Raw genomic sequence first — 21,631 nt, 5'->3', positions numbered from 1 at the left:
TTCGTCGCACGCACAAAGATAAAAGAAAGATAGCGGATATCCGAGAAGAACGAAACCTCTCGTACCGCGGAATGCGCCTATTGTTCGCCAACGGACGCATCGTGGCCCGCGTCGCCGGCATCCGGACGGCGCGCGGCGGCCTTGCGGGCGGCGCGCTTCGCGCGGAAGAACTCGCGCAGCACCGACGCGCACTCCCCCTGCAGCACGCCGGGCGTCACCTGGAACTCGTGGTTCAGCCGCGCGTCGTGGCTCACGTCGTAAAGCGTCCCCAGCGCGCCGCCCTTTGGGTCCGGCGCGCCGTACACGCAGCGGTCCACGCGCGCGTTCACCATGAGCCCAGCGCACATGAGGCACGGCTCCAGCGTCACGTACACGGTGCAGCCCGTCAGGCGCCAGCGCCCCAGTGCGCGCGACGCATCCACCATCGCCCTGAACTCGGCGTGCGCGGAGGGGTCCTCGTCCAGCTCGCGTCGGTTGTGGGCGCGCGCCACCACGCGCCCGTCGCACACGACGACCGCGCCAATGGGCACCTCGTCCTCCGCGGCCGCCGCGCGCGCCTCGTCAAGCGCCAGCCGCATGAAGCCCTCGTCCGGGGTAGCGGCCTCTGCCGCGGGAGTCGCGTCCCTCTTGTCCACCACCGCATCCTCGCTTACGTTTTCTAACCTTATGCGTTAGGATATATCCACTTGACCACGGAGGGATGGCAGAGTGGTTGAATGCAGCGGTCTTGAAAACCGCCGTGCGGGTTCCCGTACCGAGGGTTCGAATCCCTCTCCCTCCGCCATTGCCACACCGCCCGGCTCCGCCGGGCTCTTGAGTCGGGGCGCCGTCCACAGCGGACGACGCCCCGACTTGTCTTGCATATGCCTTGCGCCACGCGGGCGCAGTGCCAACTTCCGCCTAGGCGAGAAGGGCCTTGACGGTCTGCTCGAGGTCGGCTGCGGTCAGCTTGAACTCCTTCTGCAGCCAGTCCATGGTACCAACCTGGCCGAAGCTCTCGATGACGCCGTGGCGCTTGAACGGCACGGACACGCCGGCCTCCATAAGCGCGGACGCGCATGCGTCGCCCAGGCCGCCAATGACACCGTGGTTCTCGAACGTGACGACTGCCCTCTTGCCGGCGGCCTCGCTCAGGAGCAGGTCGACGTCGAGCGGCTTCACGCAGAACATGTCGACGACCTCGGTGGAGATGCCCTGCTCGTCCAGGGACTTCGCGGCCTCCATCGCGTCCTTCAGCAGCTGTCCCTGCGAGACGACGAGCACGTCGGAGCCCTGCTTGATGACGTTGCCCTTGCCGAGCTCGAACGTCGAGCCCTCCGCGTACACCTTGTACGACGCCTTGCGGCCGGCGCGCACGTAGTTGATGCCGGGGGTCTTCGCGAACTCGCGAACGATCCAGGCCATCTGGACGGGGTCCGCCGCGTCGCACACGACGGCTCCGGGGATGGTGCGCATGAGTGCCATGTCCTCCCAGGTGGTGTGGGTGCCGCCGTTTGCGCCCACCGTGAAGCCGGGGTCGGAGCCCCAGATGTTGATGGTGTTGTGCGCATAGCCGCCGGACAGGTAGACCTGGTCGAAGGCGCGACGCGTCGCGAACGGGCCGAAGGTGTGCACGAAAGGAATCAGGCCCTCGGAGCTCATGCCCGCCGCGGTGCCCATCATGTCCTGCTCGGAGATGCCCATCTCGACGAAGTGGCCGGGACACTCCTTCTGGATCTTGAGCGTGCCGGAGGCGCCGCCGAGGTCGGCCTCGAGCATGTACACCCTGTCGTCGTTCTTGATGATATCGATGAGGGTGTTGTTGAAGGCGTCGCGATACGGGGTGCCTGCGGCGCCGAAGTCCTCTGCGAGCTTGAACATTACGCCTCACCCCCTTCGATCTCCTCGTTGAGCCTCTTGATCGCCTCGTCGGTCGCGGCGTTGATCTCGTCGTTGTTCCACTTCATGGAGTGGTTGGACTCGGTGTTCTCGAAGTACGGGATGCCCGCGCCCTTCACGGTGTCGAGGACGATGCAGTTGGCGGACTTCTTGTTCTGCTTCGCCTCGGTGATGGCCGCGTCCACGGCGACGATGTCCTGGCCATCGACCTTCTGGGTGTTGAAGCCGAACGCGCGCATCTTCTCGGCGATGTCGAACGGGTTCATGACGTCCTTCGTCCAGCCGTCGAGCTGGCGCTTGTTGTCATCGATGAACACGATGAGGTTGTGCAGCTTGTTCGCCGCGGCAAACTGGAAGGACTCCCAGCACTGGCCCTCGTTGAGCTCGCCGTCGCCCACGAACAGGTACGTGTAGACGTCGGAGCCCTTCTTGTCGAGCGCAAGCGCGATGCCCACGGCCTCGGAGGTGCCCTGGCCAAGCGAACCCGTGGTCGCGTCGATGCCCGGGGTCTTCAGTCGGTCGGTGTGGGACGGGAGCCTCGTGCCGCCGTCGTTCAGGGTGTACAGCCACTCGGTCGGGAAGAAGCCGACCTCGGCGAGGGTGGAGTACGCCACAGGGCCGGCGTGGCCCTTCGACAGGACGATGCGGTCGCGCTCCTCCCACTTCGGGTTCTTGGGATCGTACTTCATCTGCTTGCCATAGAGGACCGCGTAGGCCTCGACCAGCGAGAGGGACCCGCCGACGTGGCCGTAGCCGCGGTGCTGGAGCATCGCGACAACGTCGCGGCGCACCTTGGCCGCAAGCAGCTTGATGTCGTTGTACTGCTTTTCTTCCACTTTCACTCCTTTTGCTCTTCTCACAAAGCGGCCAGGCGCCCTGGGTGCCTGGCCTTGAAAGCGCCGCTATCCGAGGTGGGCCTTCAGCTTCTCCTCGAGCTCGTTCTTGTCGAGGATGTTCTTGAGGACGATCTTCTTGTCGTCGGGAACGTTGTTGACGAAGTCGGCCAGGTCGCCGCCAACGACGAACAGGTCCGCGGCGCCCTCGTGGATGTCGGAAATCGTGGAGTGGTCAACCTCGATCTCGGGATGGCCGAGCTTCTTGACGACCTCCTCGGTGTTCATGTGGACAATGAGGCTGGAGCCCAGACCAGATCCGCAGCAGCACAGAATCTTGTGGATAGCCATCTTGCATTCTCCTTTTGAGAACCTTCGCCGCCCCTGTGGCAGCGAAACGGATTTGAAACCTATCTTACCCATTGTGTCCCCGATGGCGAGCGGCTGCCGCCTGCCGCCATCGAGCCACCGCAAAAGCGTGAGAAGGGGCCGGAGACCTGAGGTCCCCGGCCCCGGAAGCTCGCGAGAGCTAGAGACGCCTTACCGAGCGCATCGGCAGACTACGCCTCCTTGGCCTCCTTCTTGGGAGCCACGAAGTTGTAGATGATCGGCAGCAGGTAGAGCACGACGCAGATGGCCACCAGGACGGCGCCGCCGGCGAAGTGGACGAGGTTGCCGAACACGATGCCCAGCCAAGAGAAGTCGGCATCGGAGAAGGTGGTTCCGGTGTAGCCGAGGTTCGTGAAGACGGGCATGCAGATGGCGGGAAGGAAGGTGATGAGCAGGCCGTGTGCGAAGGCGCCGGCGATGCAGCCCTTCAGGCCACCCTCGGCGTTGCCGAAGACGCCTGCGGTGGCGCCGCAGAAGAAGTGAGGAACGACGCCGGGGAGGATGAGGGCAACGGGGATCGCGGCGTTCACGCCCACGAGGATGAGCAGGCCAACGATACCGCCGACGAACGAGGACAGGAAGCCGATGATGACGGCGTTGGGAGCGTAGGTGAAGGCGACGGGGCAGTCCAGGGCGGGCTTGGCGCCGGGGACGAGCTTGTCAGCGATGCCCTTGAAGGCGGGGACGATCTCGCCGATGATCAGGCGGACGCCGGACAGGATGATGTAGACGCCACCAGAGAAGGACAGGCCGGCGGTGATGCACCAGACGATCCAGTTCGTCGTGGTCTCCTGGTTGTAGTTCAGGAGGACGCCGAGGTGGGAGTAGGCCTCGTTCGTGGGGTCGACGTTGAGGATGCCACGGGCGACGGCAACGCCGGTCACGATGAGGAACAGGAAGAACATGGTGATGCCGATGGAGACGGTGGTGTCACGCAGGAAGATGAGGCGCTTGGAGAAATTGATCTCCTCGGTGCTCTTGCGGTTGGGATCCTTGGCGAAGAGCTTGCCAATCACGCCCGCGAACCAGTAGCCGATGCCGCCGAAGTGACCAAGCGCGATCGCGTCGCCACCGGTCACCTTGCGATAGGTGACCTGGCAGTAGGCCGGGGACAGCACCATGATGAGGCCAAGGATGCTGCCGGCCGCAAGCCACAGCGCGGGGCCGGTGAGGCCGCCTGCGCCACCGAGGATGACGGTGAGCATGCAGGCCATGTACAGCGTGTGGTGGCCGGTCAGGAAGATGTACGGCATGCGGGAGAAGCGCGCGAGGACGATGTTGAGCACCATGCCGCAGGCCATGACGATGGCGGAGTCGGAGCCAAAGTTCTTCAGTGCGTCAGCGACGACCGCCTCGTTGTTGGGAACGACGCCCTGCATGTTGAAGGCGTAGTTGAAGACCTGGCCAAAGGCCAGCAGCGAATCGGACTGCAGGAACGAAGAGCCTGCACCAAGGACCAGGAAGCCAACGATGGTCTTGATGGTACCCTTGAGCACGTCCTCCGCAGGCTTGCCCTGAAGGACAAGACCGAGAAGGGCGAGCAGGCCGACAAGAATTGCCGGCGTAGACAGAATGTTGACAATAAACCCAAGTACTGCCATGATTCCCCCTTTTTAACTCGTACTTACTTACAGTTCCCTACACCAACTCCCAGCCGTCCTCGTTATGCAGCGGGGAAATTGACGAACAGGCTATAGACGTCGTCCGCAGTCTCGGCGGTAGCGACCTTCTCGATGTTCGCGGGGTCCGCGAACATGCTGGCCAGAATCCTCATGACGTCGATGTGCGAGTCAGAGTCCTCCGCGGCCAGGGTGACGAGCACGCGGCACGGCTCGCCCTTCTTGAACTCGACGCCCTTTCGGACGACGGTGACGGCGAGCTGCTTCTTGATCGCGCCCTGCTCGGGGCGGGCGTGCAGCAGCGCCAGGTCAGGGACCAGAACGAAGTAGGGACCAAGCTCCTTGGCGTTCTGGATGATCCCGTCGATGTACTCGGGCTTCACATAGCCACCGTCGACGAGCGGCTGAACCGCCACGTGGACCGAGTCCTCCCAATCCTTGCAAGAGTCGACGATCTGAACGTTCTCGCGCTTGAGCATGTCCGACATAGTGAGCGCCATGTGAACTCCTTCGTTTCCGTGTGGATGAAATTTGAAGGCATCATAATTCCTCATTGGCCAATTTCGTTTCATCCTGCACGTTTCTTAGAACGTCCATATTCTATTCCAGGTTTTTCCAGATTTGCAACCTAGTTTTTCCAGTTTCTTCCGCTTGTTCCAAGTTTGTTCCAGTTTTAAGCTGTAAGTGTCGTCTTTATGTCTCTGGCGGGCGACACGCTACTATTCCTAAGGCTTCCAGAGAGGCAGGTGTCCCTTGTTCCGAGGCGAGCGTCGCGCAAAGATTCTTGACCTTCTCGACCATTACGGTCGAGTGGAGGTCGACGACCTCGCGTCCCGCTTTGGCGTGGGAGTGGACAGCATCCGCAAGGACCTGCAGGCGCTTGCGAAGGAAGGCAAGTGCAACCGCGTGTATGGCGGCGCCACGCGCATTGGCGAGAAGGACGAGGCGCCTTCGCCGCAGGGCGACCGCGGTGCCACGCAAGGCGCCATCCCCCAGATGCCCGTCGCCTCGCTGAGCGACGAGGACGCCGGCAGGCTTGCCGTCGCGAAGAGGGCCTACCTCGAGATTCACGACGGCGACTCCATCTTCCTCGACATATCGCGCACGAACACCTTCCTCGCCGACCTCATCGCCCGCGGCGACAAGCAGGTCATCGTCACCACCAACATGATCGAGGTGCTGCAGAAGCTCTCGAACCTCAAGCATGTCACCGCCCTCGGCACGGGCGGCTACCTCAATGTCCAGCTCAACGGCTTCGTGGGCGACACCACCATCAGCATGCTAGAGCCGCTGCTCTTCTCGAAGGCGTTCATCGGCGCAAGCGGCGTCAACCTGGACCTCGCGGCAGTCACCTGCAACAACATCGACAGCGGCTCCGTAAAGGAGCGCGTCATTCATAACGCGTCCTACAAGTTCCTCCTTGCGGACGCAAGAAAGTTCGAGGTCAAGGGCCTGTTTCGCTTTGCCTCGCTCAAGGACTTCTCCGCCGTGGTCACGGATTCCAAAGACCCCGTCGTGCTCGACTCGCTCCGGCGCATGGGCATACCCACGTACCGCTCGCTCCCCCTGTAGCCCCCGCCCGCGGCGCAAACCAACGGGGGCCCGCACTCGGCAGGCCCCCGTTGGTTTGCGCTTTATATATATGTGCGGCAGCGTCTACGCGCGAAGCGTCGTGCGGCCGTAGGCCTTCTGCCAGTTGGCGGTGAACTCGTCCACCGCGATCTTCACGCCGGGGTGGCCGATCATGTTGTACGCCACGTCCACCGGCAGCGTCACGGCCTGCATGCCCGCCGCGATCAGCGCGCGCACCTGGTCCGTGTTCTTGAACGAGGCGCCAAGCACCTTCGTCTTGGAGTTCTGCATCGCGAGCATGTCCACCAGGTCGCAGACGTCCTGCATCCCGCCGCCGTAGTTGCACATGCGGTTTACGTAGGGCGCCAGGTACTCCGCGCCGTTGTGCGCCGCCATGAAACCGGCGTCCGCGCTGTAAATCGAGGTCGCCAGGCACTGGATGCCCTCGGACTCCAGCTGCTTGATGGCCTTGAGGCCGTTGTGGCTCACGGGGATCTTCGGGCACATGTTCTTGGGCCTGAGCGACGCTATGAAGTGCGCCTCGTCCAGGATGCCCTGCAGGTCCGTGGACACCACCTGCATGAAGATCTTCTGCTCCGGATCGAAGTAGTCGATTATCTTCTGCACGGCAACCAGCGGGTCCTCGCCGGTCTTCGCCAGGATGCTTGGGTTGGTGGTGACGCCCTGCACGTTCAGAATCTGGTCCAGCTCCTTGATTGCGTCGATGTCCGCGGTGTCAAGGTAGAGCTCGAAGTCGTCCACGGGGTCCTCCCTTTCGTTCGCCTTTCGCCTCATGCGCTTTCTCAGCCCCATTCTATATTGCTTTCAATCGGTTTGCGCTACGTTTCAAGGTTGATTTTCGTATAGCTTCACCTGCGTTTTTCTCGCTCATTCCTTTACTTCTGCTATCTTTTGTCTGTACGTGACTATCGTTTTCTATTGTTTTGTATCGAGGTGCCATGTTCGCGCGAGAAAGACAGGACGCCATAGTCGCACTCGTCTCGCAGCGCGGGCGCGTCACGGTGTCGGAGCTTGCGCAGAACTTCCGCGTCACGCCGGACTGCATCCGCAAGGACCTGCGCCGGCTCGACGGGGAGGGTATGCTGCGACGCGTGTACGGCGGCGCCACGAGCGTCGCGACCGCGCCGGAGCACGACCTGCGGGGGCGCCTGGGCGTCCGGCCAGAGCAGAAGCGCGCCATCGCGCTCAAGGCGTACGAGCAGATCGTGGACGGCGAGACCATCTTCATCGACATCTCGACCACGACGCTCGCGCTCGCGCGGCTGCTGGCACAAGGCCACCGGCGCTGCGTCGTGGTCTCCAACGGGATCGACGCGCTGCAGGAGCTCTCCGCCAACGAGGGGCTCACGGTCATCGGCACCGGCGGCAGCGTCAACCGCGAGTTCAACGGGTTTCTGGGCGCGGCGACCTGCGCGATGCTCGAACCCATCAGCTTCGACAAGGCGTTCCTGGGCGCGCTTGGGGTGGACCTCGCGCGTGGCTCCGTGAGCACCTTCGACATGGACGACCGCCTTGTGAAGCAGACGGTCATGCGCAACTCCGCGCATCGCTTCCTCTTGGCAGACAGCAGCAAGTTCGGCATGCGGGGCACACATCGCTACGCAAGCCCCTCTGACTTTGACACCGTGTTCATGGAGAGGGAAGATCCCAAGCTCAGGGCCCTTGCAAAGGCCAAGGGAGCGCGTTTGGCGTAGCGTCCGGAAACGCTTTCCATCGCCGGGCCAACCCCCTGCCGAAGACGTTTTTTCGCCCGCAAGACCAACGCGTCCAGTCTGGGTATACTCTGCCTACAGACCAACCTCCCACAGGAAGGAAGCCCCATGCCGCTTGCCATTGTCATCATCGCGATCGTGGTCGTGCTAGCGCTCTGGTTCATCTCGCTCTACAACGGGATCGTCCAGAAGGACAACCGCTGCGACAACGCGTGGCAGACCATCGACGCCCAGCTGCAGCGCAGGAACGACCTCATCCCCAACCTGGTGGAGACCGTTAAGGGCTACGCCGCGCACGAGTCCAAGACGCTCGAGGCCGTGACGCAGGCGCGCTCTGCCGTCATGAGCGCGACCACGCCCGAGGGCAAGATGGAGGCCTCCAACGTCCTGAGCGGCACCCTGAAGTCGCTGTTTGCCGTGGCAGAGGCGTACCCAGACCTCAAGGCGAACGCCAACTTCCAGCAGCTGCAGGCAGAGCTCGCAGAGACGGAGAACAAGATCGTCTATGCGCGCCAGAGCTTCAACGACTGCGTGCTGGAGTACAACAACGCGATCGAGACCTTCCCCGGCAACATCGTGGCCGGCTCCAAGTTCAAGACGCGCCAGGGCTTCGAGGTGACGGACGCCTCCGCGCGCCAGGCCCCGCAGGTCAAGTTCTAGCGTCGCAATACCAGCGTCGCAATCGCATCAAGCTTTCCCCAAGGGGAGAAGGACGAGCCGCCGCGGCCGTTCTTCTCCCCTTTTTGCGTGCGGTTTTGTGCACCTTGCATTCTGCTTGCACTACCGTTGCAGAAACCTGCCCGTTCGCGTGTACAATACGTACGGTTTTCATGGCTCGCCACACAGGCGGGCGCATCTGCAGTCTACGAGAAGGGTCATTGATGAAACCTCGACCTCACAGTCGATGACCCTCGGGCGTGCCCAGTTGGTAGCGCCGGAGGGTGGTTCTGGAGTCGCCGCGCCGCGCTTCCGGCGCGCTGCATACCAACTAAGGAGCACGCATGATCTATCTGTCCCAGATGCTGGGCAATCCCGTTTACGACCTCGACGGCGAGAAGATCGGCAAGGTGAACGACCTTGGCATCGCCACGGGCGAGGTGTTTCCGCGCGTGACGGCGCTTGCCGTGGAGGGCCCCGGCAAGACGCCGCTCATGATCAGCTGGCGCAAGTACGTGGACTCGTTCGACGACGACAAGGTGCAGCTGAAGGTGGTCGCGACCGACATCAGGTTCTCGTACCTGCAGCCGAACGAGGTCCTCGTGGCGCGAGACCTCCTGAACAAGCAGATCGTCGACACGCGCGGCCTGCGCGTCGTGCGCGTGAACGACCTGAAGCTGAGCGACACGAGCTCTTCTCAGCTGCGCCTGCTGGGCGCGGAGGTGGGCATCCGCGGGCTGCTGCGCTCTATTTCCCCCGGCTTCGAGCGCGTGGTGCTGAAGATCTCTCGCGCACTGGGAAAGCCCATTCCCGAGAAGATCATCGCGTGGAACTACATGGACCTGCTGGACAGGGACCTTTCCAACGTGAAGCTTTCCGTATCGCACAAGACGCTGGACGACATGCACCCCGCGGACATCGCGGACATCCTGGAGCGGCTTGACCCGCGCCTGCGCGGGCAGGTGTTTGCCCAGCTGGACGACGAGCAGGCCAGCGAGACGATGGCCGAGTTCGACGACGACGCCATGGCCGCCGAGATCATGGGCGACATGGAGGAGACGGACGCGTCGCGCATGCTGTCCGAAATGGACCCGGACGACGCGGCGGAGCTCGTGAGCGAGCTGGACTACGACAAGGCCGAGAAGCTGCTGCGCCTGATGGGCGTGAAGGAGCAGAAGGCCATTCGCCAGCTGCTGGGATACCGCGAGGACACCGCTGGCCGCATCATGACGTCCGAGGTGGTGTCGCTTCCGGAGGACGCGACCGCGGCGGACGCCGTCGAGAAGCTCCGCAACCTGGAGGATGACTTCGAGACCGTCTATTACATCTACCTGACGGACGAGGACGGCCGTCTCTCTGGCGTCGTCACCCTGAAGGCGCTCGCGATCGCGAGCCCCACGGACAGGCTTTCCGCCATCGCGATCGACGACGACCTCATCACCGCGAGCCCGGACGAGGACCAGGAGGACGTGGCGGAGGACATCGCCAAGTACAACCTGGTGGCGCTGCCCGTGGTTGACGACAACAAGCGCCTGCTGGGCATCGTGACCGTGGACGACGCGCTCGACGTCCTGGAGGACGAGCACGCGGAGGACCTGCGCATCGCCGGCGCCACCACGAGCGACTCCGACGACCACCGCAGCCTCGAGGGCCTGGTATGGCTCATGCGCAACGAGGCGTGGTTCTTCTTCTGGATGGTGGGCACGGCCGCGCTGGCCACGTTCTTCTCGCCCACCCTGGGCGCCGCGAACGCGCTGCTGCTGACGACGGCGCTGCCCGTGGCTGTGATCGCCGCGAACGACGCGGCGAGCTACGCGACGAGTTCGTTTCTGGAGTACGACCCGGACGACGAGGACACGCCGTCCACCCTGGGCTTCGTGCTGAAGGGACTGGGGCTTGGCATCGTGTTCTCTGCGCTGGTGGGCCTTGTGGGGATGGCCCTCGTGACGAACGTGCTCGGCAACACCGTCGGCGCGTTTGCCGCTACGTCCAGGGGCGTGAGCGCCGCCGTCGTGAGCATACTGATATCCTTCGCCAGCATTCCCGTCTACCTCACGGTGCTGAGGAAGCGTGACGAGAAGAACCTGGAGACCTCGGGTATGACGCTTTCCCTGGTCTCCATGGTCATCGCGCTTGTGGTGTTTGCAGTTGTCTGCTGCGTCCTTTTGGGCGTCTGGGGTGCATAGCATGGCGGGCAAGACGGACGCGCGCAGGAAGACGCAGCTGGCAGCCATACTTGCGTCCATGGGGCCGGGACTCCTGACCGCGTTTGCGGGAAACGACGCCGGCGGCATCGCGACGTATTCCACCACGGGCGCAAGCTACGGGCTTGGCATGATCTGGACCGTGCCCATCATGTGCTTGCTGCTCATCGTGGTACAGGAGACGTCCGCGCGCATGGGCTGCGCCACGGGCAAGGGCTTTGCGTCGCTCATTCGCGAGCGGTTTGGCGTGCGCGTGAGCGCCGTGGCGATGCTTTCGCTTATTGTGTCGAATTTTGCCGTCACGCTGTCCGAGTTTGCGGGCATCGCCTCTGGCATGCAGCTGTTTGGCGTGCCTCTGCAGGTGAGCGTGCCCGTGAGCGCGCTTGTGACGTGGATGCTGTCCATGAGCGGCTCGTATCGCAGGATCGAGAAGGTGCTCCTTGCGCTGAGCTGCGTCTTCCTGACCTACATCGCGGCTGGCTTCCTGGCGAGGCCGGACTGGCTCGCGGCGCTGCACGCGACCGCGGTGCCCAGCTTCTCGAGCGATCCGCACTACGTGTCGCTTCTGGTGGCGAACATCGGCACCACGATATCGCCGTACATGATCTTCATGGTGTCGAGCAACGTGGTGGAGAAGAACCTGGACGCAAGCGACATCCCCGGCCAGCGCGTGGACAACATATCGGGCGCGATCGCGGCGGAAATCGTCACGTGGTTCATCATCCTCACCACGGGAACGGTGCTGTTTCCCGCGGGCATCAAGATCGACACCGCCGCGGACGCCGCGAAGGCGCTTGTGCCGCTCGCGGGGCAGTACTCGTCGCTCCTGTTTGCGATTGGCCTGGTAGGGGCCTCGTTCCTTGCGGCATGCGTGCTGCCGGGCATCACCGCGAGCGCGGTGTGCGAGGCGTTTGGCTGGGAGCGCGGCGCGGACCGCACGTGGCGCGAGGCACCGGTCTACCGCGGCATCATCACGGCCATCACCATACTCTCCGCCGTCATCATCATGGTTCCCAACGTGAGCCTGTTTGGCATCATGATGGTCTCGCAGGTCATCAACGGCGTGATGCTGCCCATCCTGCTGGTGTGCATGGTGTTTATCGCAAGCGACCGCCACGTGATGCGCGGCCACGCAAACGGGCGCGTGTGGAACGGCCTGACCTGGCTCACGATCGTGGCGGTGACCGTGTTCACCATCATCATGTTCGTGCTGCAGGCGCTGGGGTTCTAGCAGGCGGCGCGGGCGCGTCGCCTGCCCGCGGGCACGTCGCCTGCTACTTGCTTGCCTTCTTGTACTCGTCCATGAACGAGCCAAACATGCTGCCCATCTTACCCAGCTCCTTGCCTACGGCGCGTGCGGCCGCGTCAGAGGTGGACTTCTTCTTGTTGGCAGGCTTCGCGGGCGCCTTCTTTGCCGCCGGCTTGCCTGCGGATGCCTGCCTTGCGGGCTGCGGCTTTGTGGCGGCTTCCGCGGCAGAGGGTGCGCCGGCGGCGGAGGCCGTGCCCTTCTCGCCCGCAGGGGTGTACGTCTTCACGCGGTCCGCGCGCTGCTCGCGCTCGTCTTGCGACATGCGCAGCGACGCAGGAGCGCTGGGGGCGGCCACGCTCACGTCTGCCGCCTGCCTTGCGGGGAGCTGCTCCTGCGGCGCCCCCTCCTGCGCGGCATCGGCGCGGGCGTCGTCTATGGCGCGCTTTGCCTTGCCAAGCGCGCGGCCGAGCGCGAACGACCCCTTGTCCACGGCGACGGACGCGGCGGCCCCGGCCTTCTTGGCGGTCTTCTTGCCAGCCACCTTTGCCTTTGCGTAGCCCTCGCCCGCGACGGCAGCCGCGCCTCCGCTGAGCTTGAGGTTGGCTGCCTCTGGGTCGACGATCATGTAGCCCTTGCTGTAGCCGCGCACCATGTCCGCGGGGATCTCGAGCGAGCCCACAAGCGACTGCGCAACGCTGCCGTCGCCCACGCAGAACTTCTGCACCTTGCCCGTCTGCGCGTCGAACACGGCGTTGTTGACGTAGCCAAGGTCCTTTCCGTCCGACGTGCGGGCGTCCATGCCGGTCCACATGATGCACGCGTCCCAGTCGATCCCAAGGCGCTCGCGCGCGCGATCGTCCACGCCGTCGCGCTCGTTGGTGAGCAGCAGGCCCTTCTCGATCACGCCAAACGCGTCGCGCGCCATGAAGAAGTCCGGGCGCTTGACCATGCCGGCGATGTCCGGCCGCTTGACGGTGAAGCCCACGACGCTCATGCCGTCCGGCGAGAACACCGCCATGTGCACCTTGCCAAGCTTGGAGTACTTCTCCTCGCCCTTGCGGGTCTTCTTGCCCTTGAACACCTTGAGACCGACGACGTCTGCGACGCGAAGCATCGAACCAACCTCCATGCGCATCGCCCCATGCGGGCACCGCGCCCTAATGCAGCGGGCGTGGTGCAGGGTGCGCACCACGCCCGACTTCCTGTACGTTTGGACGAGAAGGGCTACTCCTCGGCGTTGCCGTCCACTACCTCGACGTGGACGCCCTCCGCCTTGGTCTCGCCGGCGGGAGCGGCGTGGTCGCTTGCGGAGACGACCTTGTCCGCCGCGGTGTTGACGACGTCCTGCACCTGGGAGGACGTGGTGGTCACCGCATCGGACAGCGAATCGCGCAGCTGCTCCATGCGCTCGCGCGCGAGGTCGACCTTCGCGCGGAGCTCGTCTGCCGTGACGTCCATGCCGGGACGGGAGCCGATCTTCTCGCTCACCACGCGGGAGCCGCGCTCGTAGGAGTCGACCGCGGTGTCCCAGGCATCGTTCATGGCGTCTGCGGCCATGGCCCGGCTCTCCGCGCCGGAACGCGGTGCCAGCAGGATGCCCGCCACCACGCCAGCCGCCGCACCAAGAATGCCACCCGCAACGAATCCGAATGCGCCCTTTGCGCTCATGTCGTCCTCCTTCAGAACCTGGCATGTGCCAGTCATCCTACTATCCAAACGAGCCTTGCACTACTGCACTACCGCACACGTGGTGACCGTAGGACGCCGCCTGCGCAGGTTTTCTCTATCGTACCCTTTGGGGACCGGGAATATGCCCCTCGCTCTCCGAAGTGTTCGCCGCATCGGGCAGCGGCTCCGCATCCGCGGGCGACGCCGGCTGGCCGGGCTCGTCCTCCCACGGCGCCGCGTAGCGGGCCTCAGGCTCTGGGGCGGGCTCGTCGTTGGGGGCGGGATGCGGCGCCGGGGCCGCGTCCTTCTCGCCCGCGTCGGGCGCGCCAGGCGTGGCGTCTGGCTCGGTGTCAGGCTCGGGCTCGACGTCGGGCTCGGGCTCGGGCTCGGTGTCGGGCTCGGGCTCCGCCTGCGGCGCAGGCGCGACGCCCTTTGGCTGCCACTCGATGACGGCCGCGTCCGGCAGGTCGCGGGACGCCTGCACGGCCTCCGGCGACTCGCGGCCCTCGTCCGGCATGAGCACGGTGGTGCGGCGCTCGGCCTCGCGGGCGACCTCCTCGAACAGGCGGTCCTCCTCCGCGCGACGGGCGGCCTCCGCAGCCTCCTCCTGCTCGCGGCGGGCACGCTCCGCCTCCTGGCGTGCGGCCTCCTGAGCGGCACGTGCCTCCTCCTCGGCGCGACGGCGCTCCTCCTCGAGCCTCGCGCGCTCGCGGGCACGCTGCTCCGCACGCTCCCGCGCCGCGGCCTCCGCCTCGGAGCGCGCCACCTCGATCTCCTCCTCGCGCTGGGCTATCTCCTGCTCGCGCATCGCGAGCGCCTCCTGGTACTCGCGCTGTACGTCTGCCAGGATCTCGCCCTTGACCTTCTCCTTGTAAGAGGTTCCGGGCTCGTCGCCAAGCGACGCGACAAGGTTCCTGAGGCCGTCGACCGTCGCGTCCACGTCCGGCACGGGGTCGCCGCCGTCCGTGTACGCCCAGTCCAGAATCCACACCGCGCTCAAGAGCGCCGCGACGGTGAGCACGTCGTCCTTGCAAGAGATCTCCACGTCGAAGCTGCGCGGGTCGCCCTCGATGGGAAACGTGCGGCCGGAAGTGATGTCGCCGGCGATGTCCGTCTGCGCCAGGAGCTCCACGGTCACGTGCTCAAGCAGGTGGGCGAGCTCGGTGTTGCCCATGCACGCCTTGAACGTGTCGCCGGCATCGCCCAGGCAGGCGTGCTCGATGATGTGCGGAAGAAGCCGATAGACGCGCGTGGTGCCCTGCAGGTCCTCGCTCGTCATGAGCGGGGCGCCGTCCGCCATGCGCACGCGCGCAGTGAGGTTCTCTGGCCCAATCTCTACGCGCTGGATGTCCATGAGCTGTGCCATCGGGTTTGACCTTCCGCCTGTATTCACTCGAACGTGACTCTCATTGTAGTAAAACTGGGGCGCGGCACGCAGGTCTTGCGCGTACCTGCGCAGAAAGGCGCCAGGTTTGCGGACGGGCGTCAGTCGGACGCGTCCGTGTCCTTCTCGCCCTTGGCGCGGCGCGCGTCCTTCTCGCCCTTGGCGTCGTCCGCGGGTTCCTGCTTGGGCTCCGGCGCCGTCACGCGCAGCATGGCCAGGCGCCGTCCGCGCATGGACTGCACGCGGAACGTGTAGCCGTCCTTGTGGAACACGTCGCCGGGGCGCGGCAGCTTGTCCGCAAGCTCGAGCACGAAGCCGGCGATGGTCTCGTACTCCTCGCTGTCCTCGATGGGCCAGCCGAGCTCGATGGCGTCGTCGATGGAGAACCTGCCGTCCACGAGCCACTCCCTGTCGGAAAGCTGCGTCAGGTACTTGTTGTCCGGGTCGAACTCGTCCTCTATCTCGCCCACGACCTCCTCCACGATGTCCTCCACCGTGATGATGCCGGCCGTGCCGCCGTACTCGTCCACTACGATGACCATCTGATCGTGCGCGGTCTGCATCTCGGACAGCAGCGGGATGATGTCCTTCGTGTCGGGCACGTAGTCCGCCTCGCGCATGTGGCGCACGATGGGCTCGTCCTTCGCGCCGTTCAGGATGGGGCCGATGATGTCCTTGATGTGCGCGATGCCCACCACGCGGTCCACGGAGCGGTGGTAGATGGGCAGGCGCGAGTAGCCGGTGCGCCGCATCACGTCCAGGGCCTCGCCCAGCGTGGCCGTGTCCTCGATGAGCGTCATGTCCACGCGCGGCACCATGACCTCGCGCGCGATGGCGTCACCCAGGTCGATGACGTCGTGGATCATGGACTTCTCCGTGTCCGTCAGCTCGTCGGAGTCCGTCACCATGTAGCGGATCTCGTCCTCGGACACGTCCTGGCGGTCCTCGGGGCTCTTCACGTGCATGAGCTTCGCAAGGCCGTTCGCGCTTGCGCCCGTGAGCCATACCAGCGGCCGCGCGACCGTCGCGAACCCGCCGATGGGGCCTGCCACGCTCTTCGAGACCTTCTCGGCCTCGCTCATGGCGATGCGCTTGGGCACAAGCTCGCCCACCACGATGGAGAAGTACGAGACGATCAACGTAATGAGCACCGTGGCCAGCGCGTTAGCGCCGCCCGAGGACATGCCGAAGCCCTCGAGCCACCCTGCGAGCGGGCCGGAGAGGTTCGTCGCGGCAAACGCGGACGAGAAGAACCCGACGAGCGTGATCGCCACCTGGATCGCCGCAAGGAAGCCCGTGGGGTCGTCGATGACCTCCGCGGCCTTGGCCGCCTTCGGGTCTCCCTCCTCGGCCTCGTGGTCGAGGAGGACCTTCTTCGCAGTCGAGAGCGCCATCTCGGACATCGAGAAGTAGCCGTTTACCAGTGTGAGCAGGAACGTGACGATAATCGAGAGTGCTATGTCCATGCGCGTCCGCGCAACCTCCTAGCCAGATGCCAAGCGCCGCCGAGCGCGGCGCGATGCGACTTGGGCCGCAGTAGTGACAATTCTACCCGAGCCGCATCCGTGCAGACGCCGTTATCCGCATTGCACGTGGGGTAACGCCACGTATTTGCGGCGAATTCCCACAACGGGCAAATGCGTACCGCTCTCATGGCACTTTTGGCATCCATTCGCGCAAGCGCACGGGACGGCGCCAAGTCGCACCCAAACACACGGGCGGCCCCGCAACGCGGAAGCCGCCCGTCTTCTCAAGCTCGATACGATCCTGCCAGCCTTGGCCCGCAGCCCCCTACTTCGCCAGGTCCACGATCTTCTGGCGCAGGTCGTCCAGGTAGGCCTGGTCGGGAATCCAGTTGCATGCCAGGGTGCCCAGCGGCAGGTCGAAGCCCACGCCCTCGAGCTCGGCCGCGATGTTCTTCGGGCCAAGCGGCGCCCAGCCGTAGCTGCCAAACGGGATGCCCACGCGACCCTCGTTCTTGGGCGAGAGTCCCTTCATGTACGTCAGCAGCTCCGCCATCGGCGGCATCATCTGGCTGTTCAGCGTGGGCGAGCCCACGGCCACGTACTTGCAGTCCAGGAACTCCTCCATCACGTCGGATATGTGGTTGCACTTCACGTCCATCAGGCGCACCGGGACGCCGGCCGCCAGGAAGCCGTCGGCGATCGCGTGGGCCATCTTGTCCGTCGAGCCCCACATGGAGTCGTACGCCACCAGCGCCTTCTCCTTCAGCTTGCCAGAGGTGTACACGTTCTCGTACGCGTCCAGGATGTCCGCCACGTGGCTGCGCCAGCACACGCCGTGCGCAGGTGCGATGATGTCGATGGCGTCCGGGCCAAGCTTGCGCACGGCCTTCACCGCGTTCGAGGCCTGCATGCGGTACGGCTGCACGATGTTCGCGTAGTACTTACGGGCCTGCTTCATGACCTCGCCCAGGTCATTCTCGTCGTCAAAGCGCTTCGAGCTCGCAAAGTGCTGGCCAAACGCGTCGTTCGAGAACAGGATCTTGTCGTACGCGTCGTACGTGACCATGTTGTCCGGCCAGTGCACCATGGGCGTCTGCACAAACGTCAGCGTGCGCTTGCCGATGTTGAGCGTGTCGCCGGTCTTCACGCCCTCGAAGCCAAGGTCGTGGTAGTGCGCGGTAAGGCCCTTCACGCCCTGCGGCGCGGAAGCCAGGATGCGCACGTTCGGGTTCAGCCCCTTGATGGTCGGGACGTTGCCGGAGTGGTCCATCTCAACGTGGTTGCACACCAGGATGTCGATCTTCGACGGGTCGATGACGCTCGAGATCCTTGCAAGCAGCTCGTCCTTGAACGTGATCTTCGCCGTGTCGATCAGCGTGACCTTCTCGTCCATGATCAGGTACGCGTTGTACGTGATGCCGTCCTCGGTGCTGTAGCCGTGGAAGCTGCGGGCATTCCAGTCGACGGCACCAACCCAATAGACGTCGGGCTTTATCTGAACCGCACTCAGCATGGGGAACCCCTCTCGTTTGCATGCGCGCCCGCGTTGCCGTGCAAGGCGCGCCGCGTCGCCTAGACAGCAAGATGATACGACATCTTACGCGCCGCGCGGCGGGCGAGAAGGGCACCGCCGCACCTGGGCCACGGTCCCCCCGGGCGGCCCGCTATAGCAGCATGACCCCCGCCGCCTCGCACGCGGCCACCGTCTGCTCGTCCCAGATGGACGCCTGCACCTCGCCCACGTGCGCCTTCGCCAGAAGCAGCATGCACAGGCGGCTCTGGCCTATGCCGCCGCCAATGGTGTACGGCAGCTCGCCGGCCAGGAGCGCCTTGTGAAACGGAAGCTCGCGCCTGTCGTCGCAGCCCGCAAGCGTCAGCTGGCGGTCCAGCGACTCCGGGCTCACGCGGATGCCCATGGAGCTCACCTCGAGCGCGCGGCCAAGCGTCTCGTCCCAAAACAGCAGGTCGCCGTTCAGGTCCCAGTCGTCGTAGTCCGGCGCGCGGCCGTCATGCGGCTTCCCGCTGCGCAGCTTGCCGCCGATCCCGCGCACAAACGTCGTGTGGTGCTCGCGCACAAAGCGCTGCTCGCGCTCCTCGGGCGCAAGGTCCGGGTACAGGTCCTCCAGCTCCTGGGCGCCCACAAACGTCACGTCGCGATCAAGCTCAACGTCAAGCTGGGGGTACGCCCACTTCAGCTCGTCCAGCGTCCCGCATATCGCCGTCACGATGCGGCACACCACCGCTTCCAGGTACTCCGGGGTGCGCTGGTCAACGTCGATGACCTTCTCCCAGTCCCACTGATCCACGTAGATGGAGTGAAGGTTATCCAGCTCCTCGTCGCGGCGGATGGCGTTCATGTCGCACACGATGCCCTTGCCCACCTTGAAGTCGTAGCGCCTCAGCGCCACGCGCTTCCACTTCGCCAGCGACTGCACCACCTCGGCATCCTTGCCGATGGCGGGCACGTCAAAGCCTACGGGCCGCTCCACGCCGTTCAGGTTGTCGTTCACGCCCGTCGTGGGGTCAACCACCAAAGGCGCGGTCACGCGCACCAGGTGCAGCGCGGCGCACAGCTTCGCCAGGAAGATGTGCTTGATGCGCTCGATGGCGCGCTGGGTGTCATAGGTGTCCAGCTCGGACGAGTAGCCGGCGGGAATCTCGGTCATGGGCCCTCCTTCGTAGTCGCTCGTGAGCGCATGGTACCCCAGCGGGGCGAGAAGTGCCGCCGCCGTGGCCGGCACGTTAAGCCAATGGCAACCTTTGCGCACGCCGTGCGCCGGGGGCACCGCACCCGCCGCATCGCTTAGGGCCCCCGGCGCGCACGGCGCCGAGGGCCCATCCCCTGCCTCATGTCGCCGCGGCGTGCGCGAGGCCTAACGCCTCTTCCACGCCCGCGGCTACGCTACTTCTGGCCGGAGGCGCGCTTCTCCTGGTACTCCTCCGCCAGCTTCTGCTGCACGTCGTGCGGCACCTGCTCGTAGCCAGAGACCTCGAGCTCGAACTCGCCCGTGCCGCGCGAGAGCGAGCGCAGGCGCGTCGCGTAGTCGGTCACCTCGGCGTACGGCACCGTCGCGTCGATCGTGGTGTAGCCGCTCTCCGCGGCGCCGGACGCGGCGTTCATGCCCTCGACGCGGCCGCGCGACGCGCTGATGTCGCCCATCACGGAGCCGGCGTAGCTGTCGGGCACGGTCACGCTCAGGTGCGCCATGGGCTCAAGCAGCACGGGCTCGGCCTGCGCCACGGCCTTCTGGAAGCCAATGCGCGCCGCGGTCTTGAACGCCATCTCGTTGGAGTCCACGGGGTGGTACGAGCCGTCGTACACGGCGACCTTGACGTCGATCATCGGGAAGCCGGCAAGCACGCCGTCCCTCATGGTCTCCTGCACGCCCTTGTCGATGGCGGGGATGAAGTTCCTCGGCACGTGGCCGCCCACGACCTCGTCCACGAACTCGTAGCCGCCGCCGGGGTTTGGCTCCACGCGCAGCCAGCAGTCGCCGTACTGGCCCGCGCCGCCGGTCTGCTTCTTGTGGCGGCCCTGGGCGCTGGCAACGCGGCGGATGGTCTCGCGGTACGGAATCGCGAGCTTCACGGTGTGGGCCGTCACGCCGGCGCGCTCCTCAAGGCGGTCAAGCAGCACGGAGACCTGCGCTTCTCCAATGGCGGATATTACGGTCTGACCGGTCTCCTCGTCGCGCGAGACGGAAATCGTGGGGTCGGCGTCCGCGGCCTTCTCGAGAAACGCGTAGACCTTGCCCTCGCTGCCGCGCGCGTCCGGCTCGATGGCGACGCGGTACAGGGAGTTCGGGAAGCGAAACTCCGCGGCCTCGACCTTGCCCGTGACGGAGAGCGTGTCGCCGGTCATGGCGTCCAGCTTCGGCACCACGCACACGTCGCCGGACGCGACGGACTTCATGTCCTGCATGTCGTGGCCGCACATCTGGTACAGGTGGCCCAGGCGCTCGCTCTTGCGGGTGCGCGCGTTGATGAGCTCCGTTCCGGGCGTGACGGTGCCCGCGAGCACCTTCACGAACGAGAGCTTGCCGTTCTGCTGGTCCTGCAGCGTCTTGAACACGAAGGCCACCGGGCGGTCGTCGTCAGGCGATATGTCGAGCTCCTCGCCGTTCACCAGCGGCACGCGGCCGTAGTCCGCCATGGTCGGGAACCACTCCGCCACGTCGCTCATGAGCGAGATGACGCCCTCCTCGCGCACGCAGGAGCCCGCGAACACGGGGACGATCACGCGATTGGTGATGGCCTTGCCCAGAAGGCCCTCGAGCTCCTCCTGCGTGATCTCCTCGCCGTCGAGGTACTTCATCATCAGCTCGTCGTCGGCCTCTACCGCAAGCTCCACCAGCTGCGCGTGCGCGGCCTCGGCGGCCTCCTGCATATCCGCCGGGATGTCCTCGACCACGGGCTTGCCGTCCACCATGTGGCGCGCCTTCATGTGCACGACGTCGATGATGCCGCCAAACGCCTCTCCGGAGCCCATGGGCATCGTCACGGGCACAAGGCGGTTGCCATAGCGGTCCTGCGCGGTCAGAAGCGCGGTGTCCCAGTCGGCGTCCGGCCTGTCAAGACGGTTGATGAACAGCGCGCGGGCGATGCTCAGGTCCTCGGCCGCAAACCACAGGCGCGTGGTGATGGTGCCGGGGCCGGACGCGGCGTCCACCACGAAGACGGCCGTCTCCGCGGCGGCGAGCGCACCGTACGCGTCGCCCACGAAGTCCGGGTAGCACGGCGCGTCGAGCACGTTGATCCTGGTGCCCTCCCACTCTACCGGGGCGATAGTGGTGGAGATGGAAAAACCGCGCTCGCTTTCCTCGCTGTCGTAGTCAAGCGTGGGCTTGGTGCCGGCGTGTCCACCCAGGCGGGACGTCTTGCCCGAAAGGTGGAGCATGGCCTCGGCCAGCATGGTCTTGCCCACGCCGCCTTGGCCTACGAGTGCGAGGTTCTTCACTTTCCCAGTGCTTGTAGCCAT

Annotated in this window: 19 protein-coding genes and 1 tRNA gene; 6 read left to right on the top strand and 14 right to left on the bottom strand. The window is 65.2% G+C overall.

Annotated elements, in window-relative coordinates; translation table 11 throughout:
• Positions 1 to 77 precede the first annotated feature (77 nt).
• Positions 78 to 635 (bottom strand): tRNA adenosine(34) deaminase TadA, encoded by a 558-nt coding sequence (gene tadA, locus HF885_RS05175; RefSeq protein WP_328804333.1) that lies wholly within the window; start codon positions 633 to 635, stop codon positions 78 to 80.
• Between the two features lie 59 nt (positions 636 to 694).
• Here tadA and HF885_RS05170 point away from each other — a divergent pair.
• Positions 695 to 784, top strand: a tRNA-Ser gene (locus HF885_RS05170).
• A 116-nt stretch (positions 785 to 900) separates the two neighbouring features.
• Here HF885_RS05170 and HF885_RS05165 read toward each other — a convergent pair.
• From HF885_RS05165 to HF885_RS05145, 5 genes are all read right to left on the bottom strand, one after another.
• Positions 901 to 1,860: a transketolase family protein gene (locus HF885_RS05165; protein WP_170103867.1), complete on the bottom strand. Its 960-nt coding sequence runs from the start codon at positions 1,858 to 1,860 to the stop codon at positions 901 to 903.
• The gene (locus HF885_RS05160) at positions 1,860 to 2,714 is read right to left on the bottom strand and encodes a transketolase (protein ID WP_328804332.1); all 855 of its coding nucleotides are present in this window, start codon (positions 2,712 to 2,714) and stop codon (positions 1,860 to 1,862) included. Before HF885_RS05160 ends, HF885_RS05165 begins: the two co-directional genes overlap by 1 nt.
• Before the next feature lie 66 nt (positions 2,715 to 2,780).
• The gene (locus HF885_RS05155; protein WP_170103865.1) at positions 2,781 to 3,062 is read right to left on the bottom strand and encodes a PTS sugar transporter subunit IIB; all 282 of its coding nucleotides are present in this window, start codon (positions 3,060 to 3,062) and stop codon (positions 2,781 to 2,783) included.
• 209 nt (positions 3,063 to 3,271) lie between these two features.
• Positions 3,272 to 4,702 carry a PTS ascorbate transporter subunit IIC gene (locus HF885_RS05150; RefSeq protein WP_170103864.1) on the bottom strand — a complete coding sequence of 477 codons (1,431 nt, stop codon included), beginning with the start codon at positions 4,700 to 4,702 and terminating at the stop codon, positions 3,272 to 3,274.
• A gap of 62 nt (positions 4,703 to 4,764) precedes the next feature.
• A complete protein-coding gene (locus HF885_RS05145) occupies positions 4,765 to 5,220 on the bottom strand; it encodes a PTS sugar transporter subunit IIA (RefSeq protein ID WP_229769713.1) in 456 nt (151 codons plus the stop codon).
• 253 nt (positions 5,221 to 5,473) lie between these two features.
• Here HF885_RS05145 and HF885_RS05140 point away from each other — a divergent pair, with 253 nt between their 5' ends.
• Positions 5,474 to 6,292, top strand: a complete 819-nt coding sequence (locus HF885_RS05140; RefSeq protein ID WP_170103863.1) for a DeoR/GlpR family DNA-binding transcription regulator — start codon at positions 5,474 to 5,476, stop codon at positions 6,290 to 6,292.
• A gap of 84 nt (positions 6,293 to 6,376) precedes the next feature.
• Here the strand turns inward: HF885_RS05140 and HF885_RS05135 are convergent, their stop codons facing one another.
• Entirely contained in the window at positions 6,377 to 7,087 is a 711-nt protein-coding gene (locus HF885_RS05135) for a transaldolase family protein (protein ID WP_170103862.1), read from the bottom strand.
• A gap of 164 nt (positions 7,088 to 7,251) precedes the next feature.
• On the opposite strand from HF885_RS05135, the gene HF885_RS05130 reads away from it, so the two are divergent.
• The 4 genes from HF885_RS05130 to HF885_RS05115 all read left to right on the top strand — a co-directional run bounded on the left by HF885_RS05130 (position 7,252) and on the right by HF885_RS05115 (position 12,117).
• Positions 7,252 to 8,007, top strand: a complete 756-nt coding sequence (locus tag HF885_RS05130; protein ID WP_170103861.1) for a DeoR/GlpR family DNA-binding transcription regulator — start codon at positions 7,252 to 7,254, stop codon at positions 8,005 to 8,007.
• 126 nt (positions 8,008 to 8,133) lie between these two features.
• Complete coding sequence (locus HF885_RS05125) at positions 8,134 to 8,685, top strand: LemA family protein (RefSeq protein ID WP_170103860.1); 552 nt, start codon at positions 8,134 to 8,136, stop codon at positions 8,683 to 8,685.
• A 341-nt stretch (positions 8,686 to 9,026) separates the two neighbouring features.
• Entirely contained in the window at positions 9,027 to 10,868 is a 1,842-nt protein-coding gene (locus tag HF885_RS05120) for a magnesium transporter MgtE N-terminal domain-containing protein (protein WP_170103859.1), read from the top strand.
• Between the two features lies 1 nt (position 10,869).
• A complete protein-coding gene (locus tag HF885_RS05115; protein ID WP_170103858.1) occupies positions 10,870 to 12,117 on the top strand; it encodes an Nramp family divalent metal transporter in 1,248 nt (415 codons plus the stop codon).
• 43 nt (positions 12,118 to 12,160) lie between these two features.
• On the opposite strand, the gene HF885_RS05110 is transcribed toward HF885_RS05115, so the two are convergent.
• From HF885_RS05110 to HF885_RS05080, 7 genes are all read right to left on the bottom strand, one after another.
• The gene (locus HF885_RS05110; RefSeq protein WP_170103857.1) at positions 12,161 to 13,249 is read right to left on the bottom strand and encodes a PRC-barrel domain-containing protein; all 1,089 of its coding nucleotides are present in this window, start codon (positions 13,247 to 13,249) and stop codon (positions 12,161 to 12,163) included.
• A gap of 110 nt (positions 13,250 to 13,359) precedes the next feature.
• Positions 13,360 to 13,803, bottom strand: coding sequence for a YtxH domain-containing protein (locus HF885_RS05105; protein ID WP_170103856.1), 444 nt, complete (start codon positions 13,801 to 13,803; stop codon positions 13,360 to 13,362).
• Positions 13,804 to 13,918: 115 nt separating this feature from the next.
• Positions 13,919 to 15,169, bottom strand: a complete 1,251-nt coding sequence (locus tag HF885_RS05100) for a cyanophycin synthetase family protein (RefSeq protein ID WP_170103855.1) — start codon at positions 15,167 to 15,169, stop codon at positions 13,919 to 13,921.
• A gap of 119 nt (positions 15,170 to 15,288) precedes the next feature.
• Positions 15,289 to 16,653, bottom strand: a complete 1,365-nt coding sequence (locus tag HF885_RS05095) for a hemolysin family protein (RefSeq protein WP_170103854.1) — start codon at positions 16,651 to 16,653, stop codon at positions 15,289 to 15,291.
• A gap of 325 nt (positions 16,654 to 16,978) precedes the next feature.
• The gene (locus tag HF885_RS05090; RefSeq protein ID WP_170103853.1) at positions 16,979 to 18,166 is read right to left on the bottom strand and encodes an FprA family A-type flavoprotein; all 1,188 of its coding nucleotides are present in this window, start codon (positions 18,164 to 18,166) and stop codon (positions 16,979 to 16,981) included.
• A 151-nt stretch (positions 18,167 to 18,317) separates the two neighbouring features.
• Positions 18,318 to 19,319: an aspartate--ammonia ligase gene (gene asnA / locus HF885_RS05085; protein WP_170103852.1), complete on the bottom strand. Its 1,002-nt coding sequence runs from the start codon at positions 19,317 to 19,319 to the stop codon at positions 18,318 to 18,320.
• 236 nt (positions 19,320 to 19,555) lie between these two features.
• On the bottom strand, positions 19,556 to 21,631 hold the full coding sequence (locus HF885_RS05080; RefSeq protein ID WP_170103851.1) for an elongation factor G: 2,076 nt from the start codon (positions 21,629 to 21,631) through the stop codon (positions 19,556 to 19,558).

The organism is Parafannyhessea umbonata, assembly GCF_012844235.1.
Classification (GTDB): Bacteria; Actinomycetota; Coriobacteriia; order Coriobacteriales; family Atopobiaceae; genus Parafannyhessea.
This window is presented reverse-complemented; position numbering and strand designations above follow the sequence as displayed.

Bases quoted from the DNA above. Each gene is read 5' to 3' on its own strand.
- HF885_RS05090 (WP_170103853.1), bottom strand. From the start codon at position 18,166: ATGCTGAGTGCGGTTCAGATAAAGCCCGACGTCTATTGGGTTGGTGCC.
- HF885_RS05145 (WP_229769713.1), bottom strand. From the start codon at position 5,220: ATGGCGCTCACTATGTCGGACATGCTCAAGCGCGAGAACGTTCAGATC.
- HF885_RS05135 (WP_170103862.1), bottom strand. From the start codon at position 7,087: ATGAGGCGAAAGGCGAACGAAAGGGAGGACCCCGTGGACGACTTCGAG.
- HF885_RS05165 (WP_170103867.1), bottom strand. From the start codon at position 1,860: ATGTTCAAGCTCGCAGAGGACTTCGGCGCCGCAGGCACCCCGTATCGC.
- HF885_RS05130 (WP_170103861.1), top strand. From the start codon at position 7,252: ATGTTCGCGCGAGAAAGACAGGACGCCATAGTCGCACTCGTCTCGCAG.
- HF885_RS05120 (WP_170103859.1), top strand. From the start codon at position 9,027: ATGATCTATCTGTCCCAGATGCTGGGCAATCCCGTTTACGACCTCGAC.
- asnA (WP_170103852.1), bottom strand. From the start codon at position 19,319: ATGACCGAGATTCCCGCCGGCTACTCGTCCGAGCTGGACACCTATGAC.
- HF885_RS05115 (WP_170103858.1), top strand. From the start codon at position 10,870: ATGGCGGGCAAGACGGACGCGCGCAGGAAGACGCAGCTGGCAGCCATA.
- HF885_RS05110 (WP_170103857.1), bottom strand. From the start codon at position 13,249: ATGCTTCGCGTCGCAGACGTCGTCGGTCTCAAGGTGTTCAAGGGCAAG.
- HF885_RS05100 (WP_170103855.1), bottom strand. From the start codon at position 15,169: ATGGCACAGCTCATGGACATCCAGCGCGTAGAGATTGGGCCAGAGAAC.
- HF885_RS05095 (WP_170103854.1), bottom strand. From the start codon at position 16,653: ATGGACATAGCACTCTCGATTATCGTCACGTTCCTGCTCACACTGGTA.
- HF885_RS05125 (WP_170103860.1), top strand. From the start codon at position 8,134: ATGCCGCTTGCCATTGTCATCATCGCGATCGTGGTCGTGCTAGCGCTC.
- HF885_RS05155 (WP_170103865.1), bottom strand. From the start codon at position 3,062: ATGGCTATCCACAAGATTCTGTGCTGCTGCGGATCTGGTCTGGGCTCC.
- HF885_RS05080 (WP_170103851.1), bottom strand. From the start codon at position 21,631: ATGGCTACAAGCACTGGGAAAGTGAAGAACCTCGCACTCGTAGGCCAA.
- HF885_RS05150 (WP_170103864.1), bottom strand. From the start codon at position 4,702: ATGGCAGTACTTGGGTTTATTGTCAACATTCTGTCTACGCCGGCAATT.
- HF885_RS05105 (WP_170103856.1), bottom strand. From the start codon at position 13,803: ATGAGCGCAAAGGGCGCATTCGGATTCGTTGCGGGTGGCATTCTTGGT.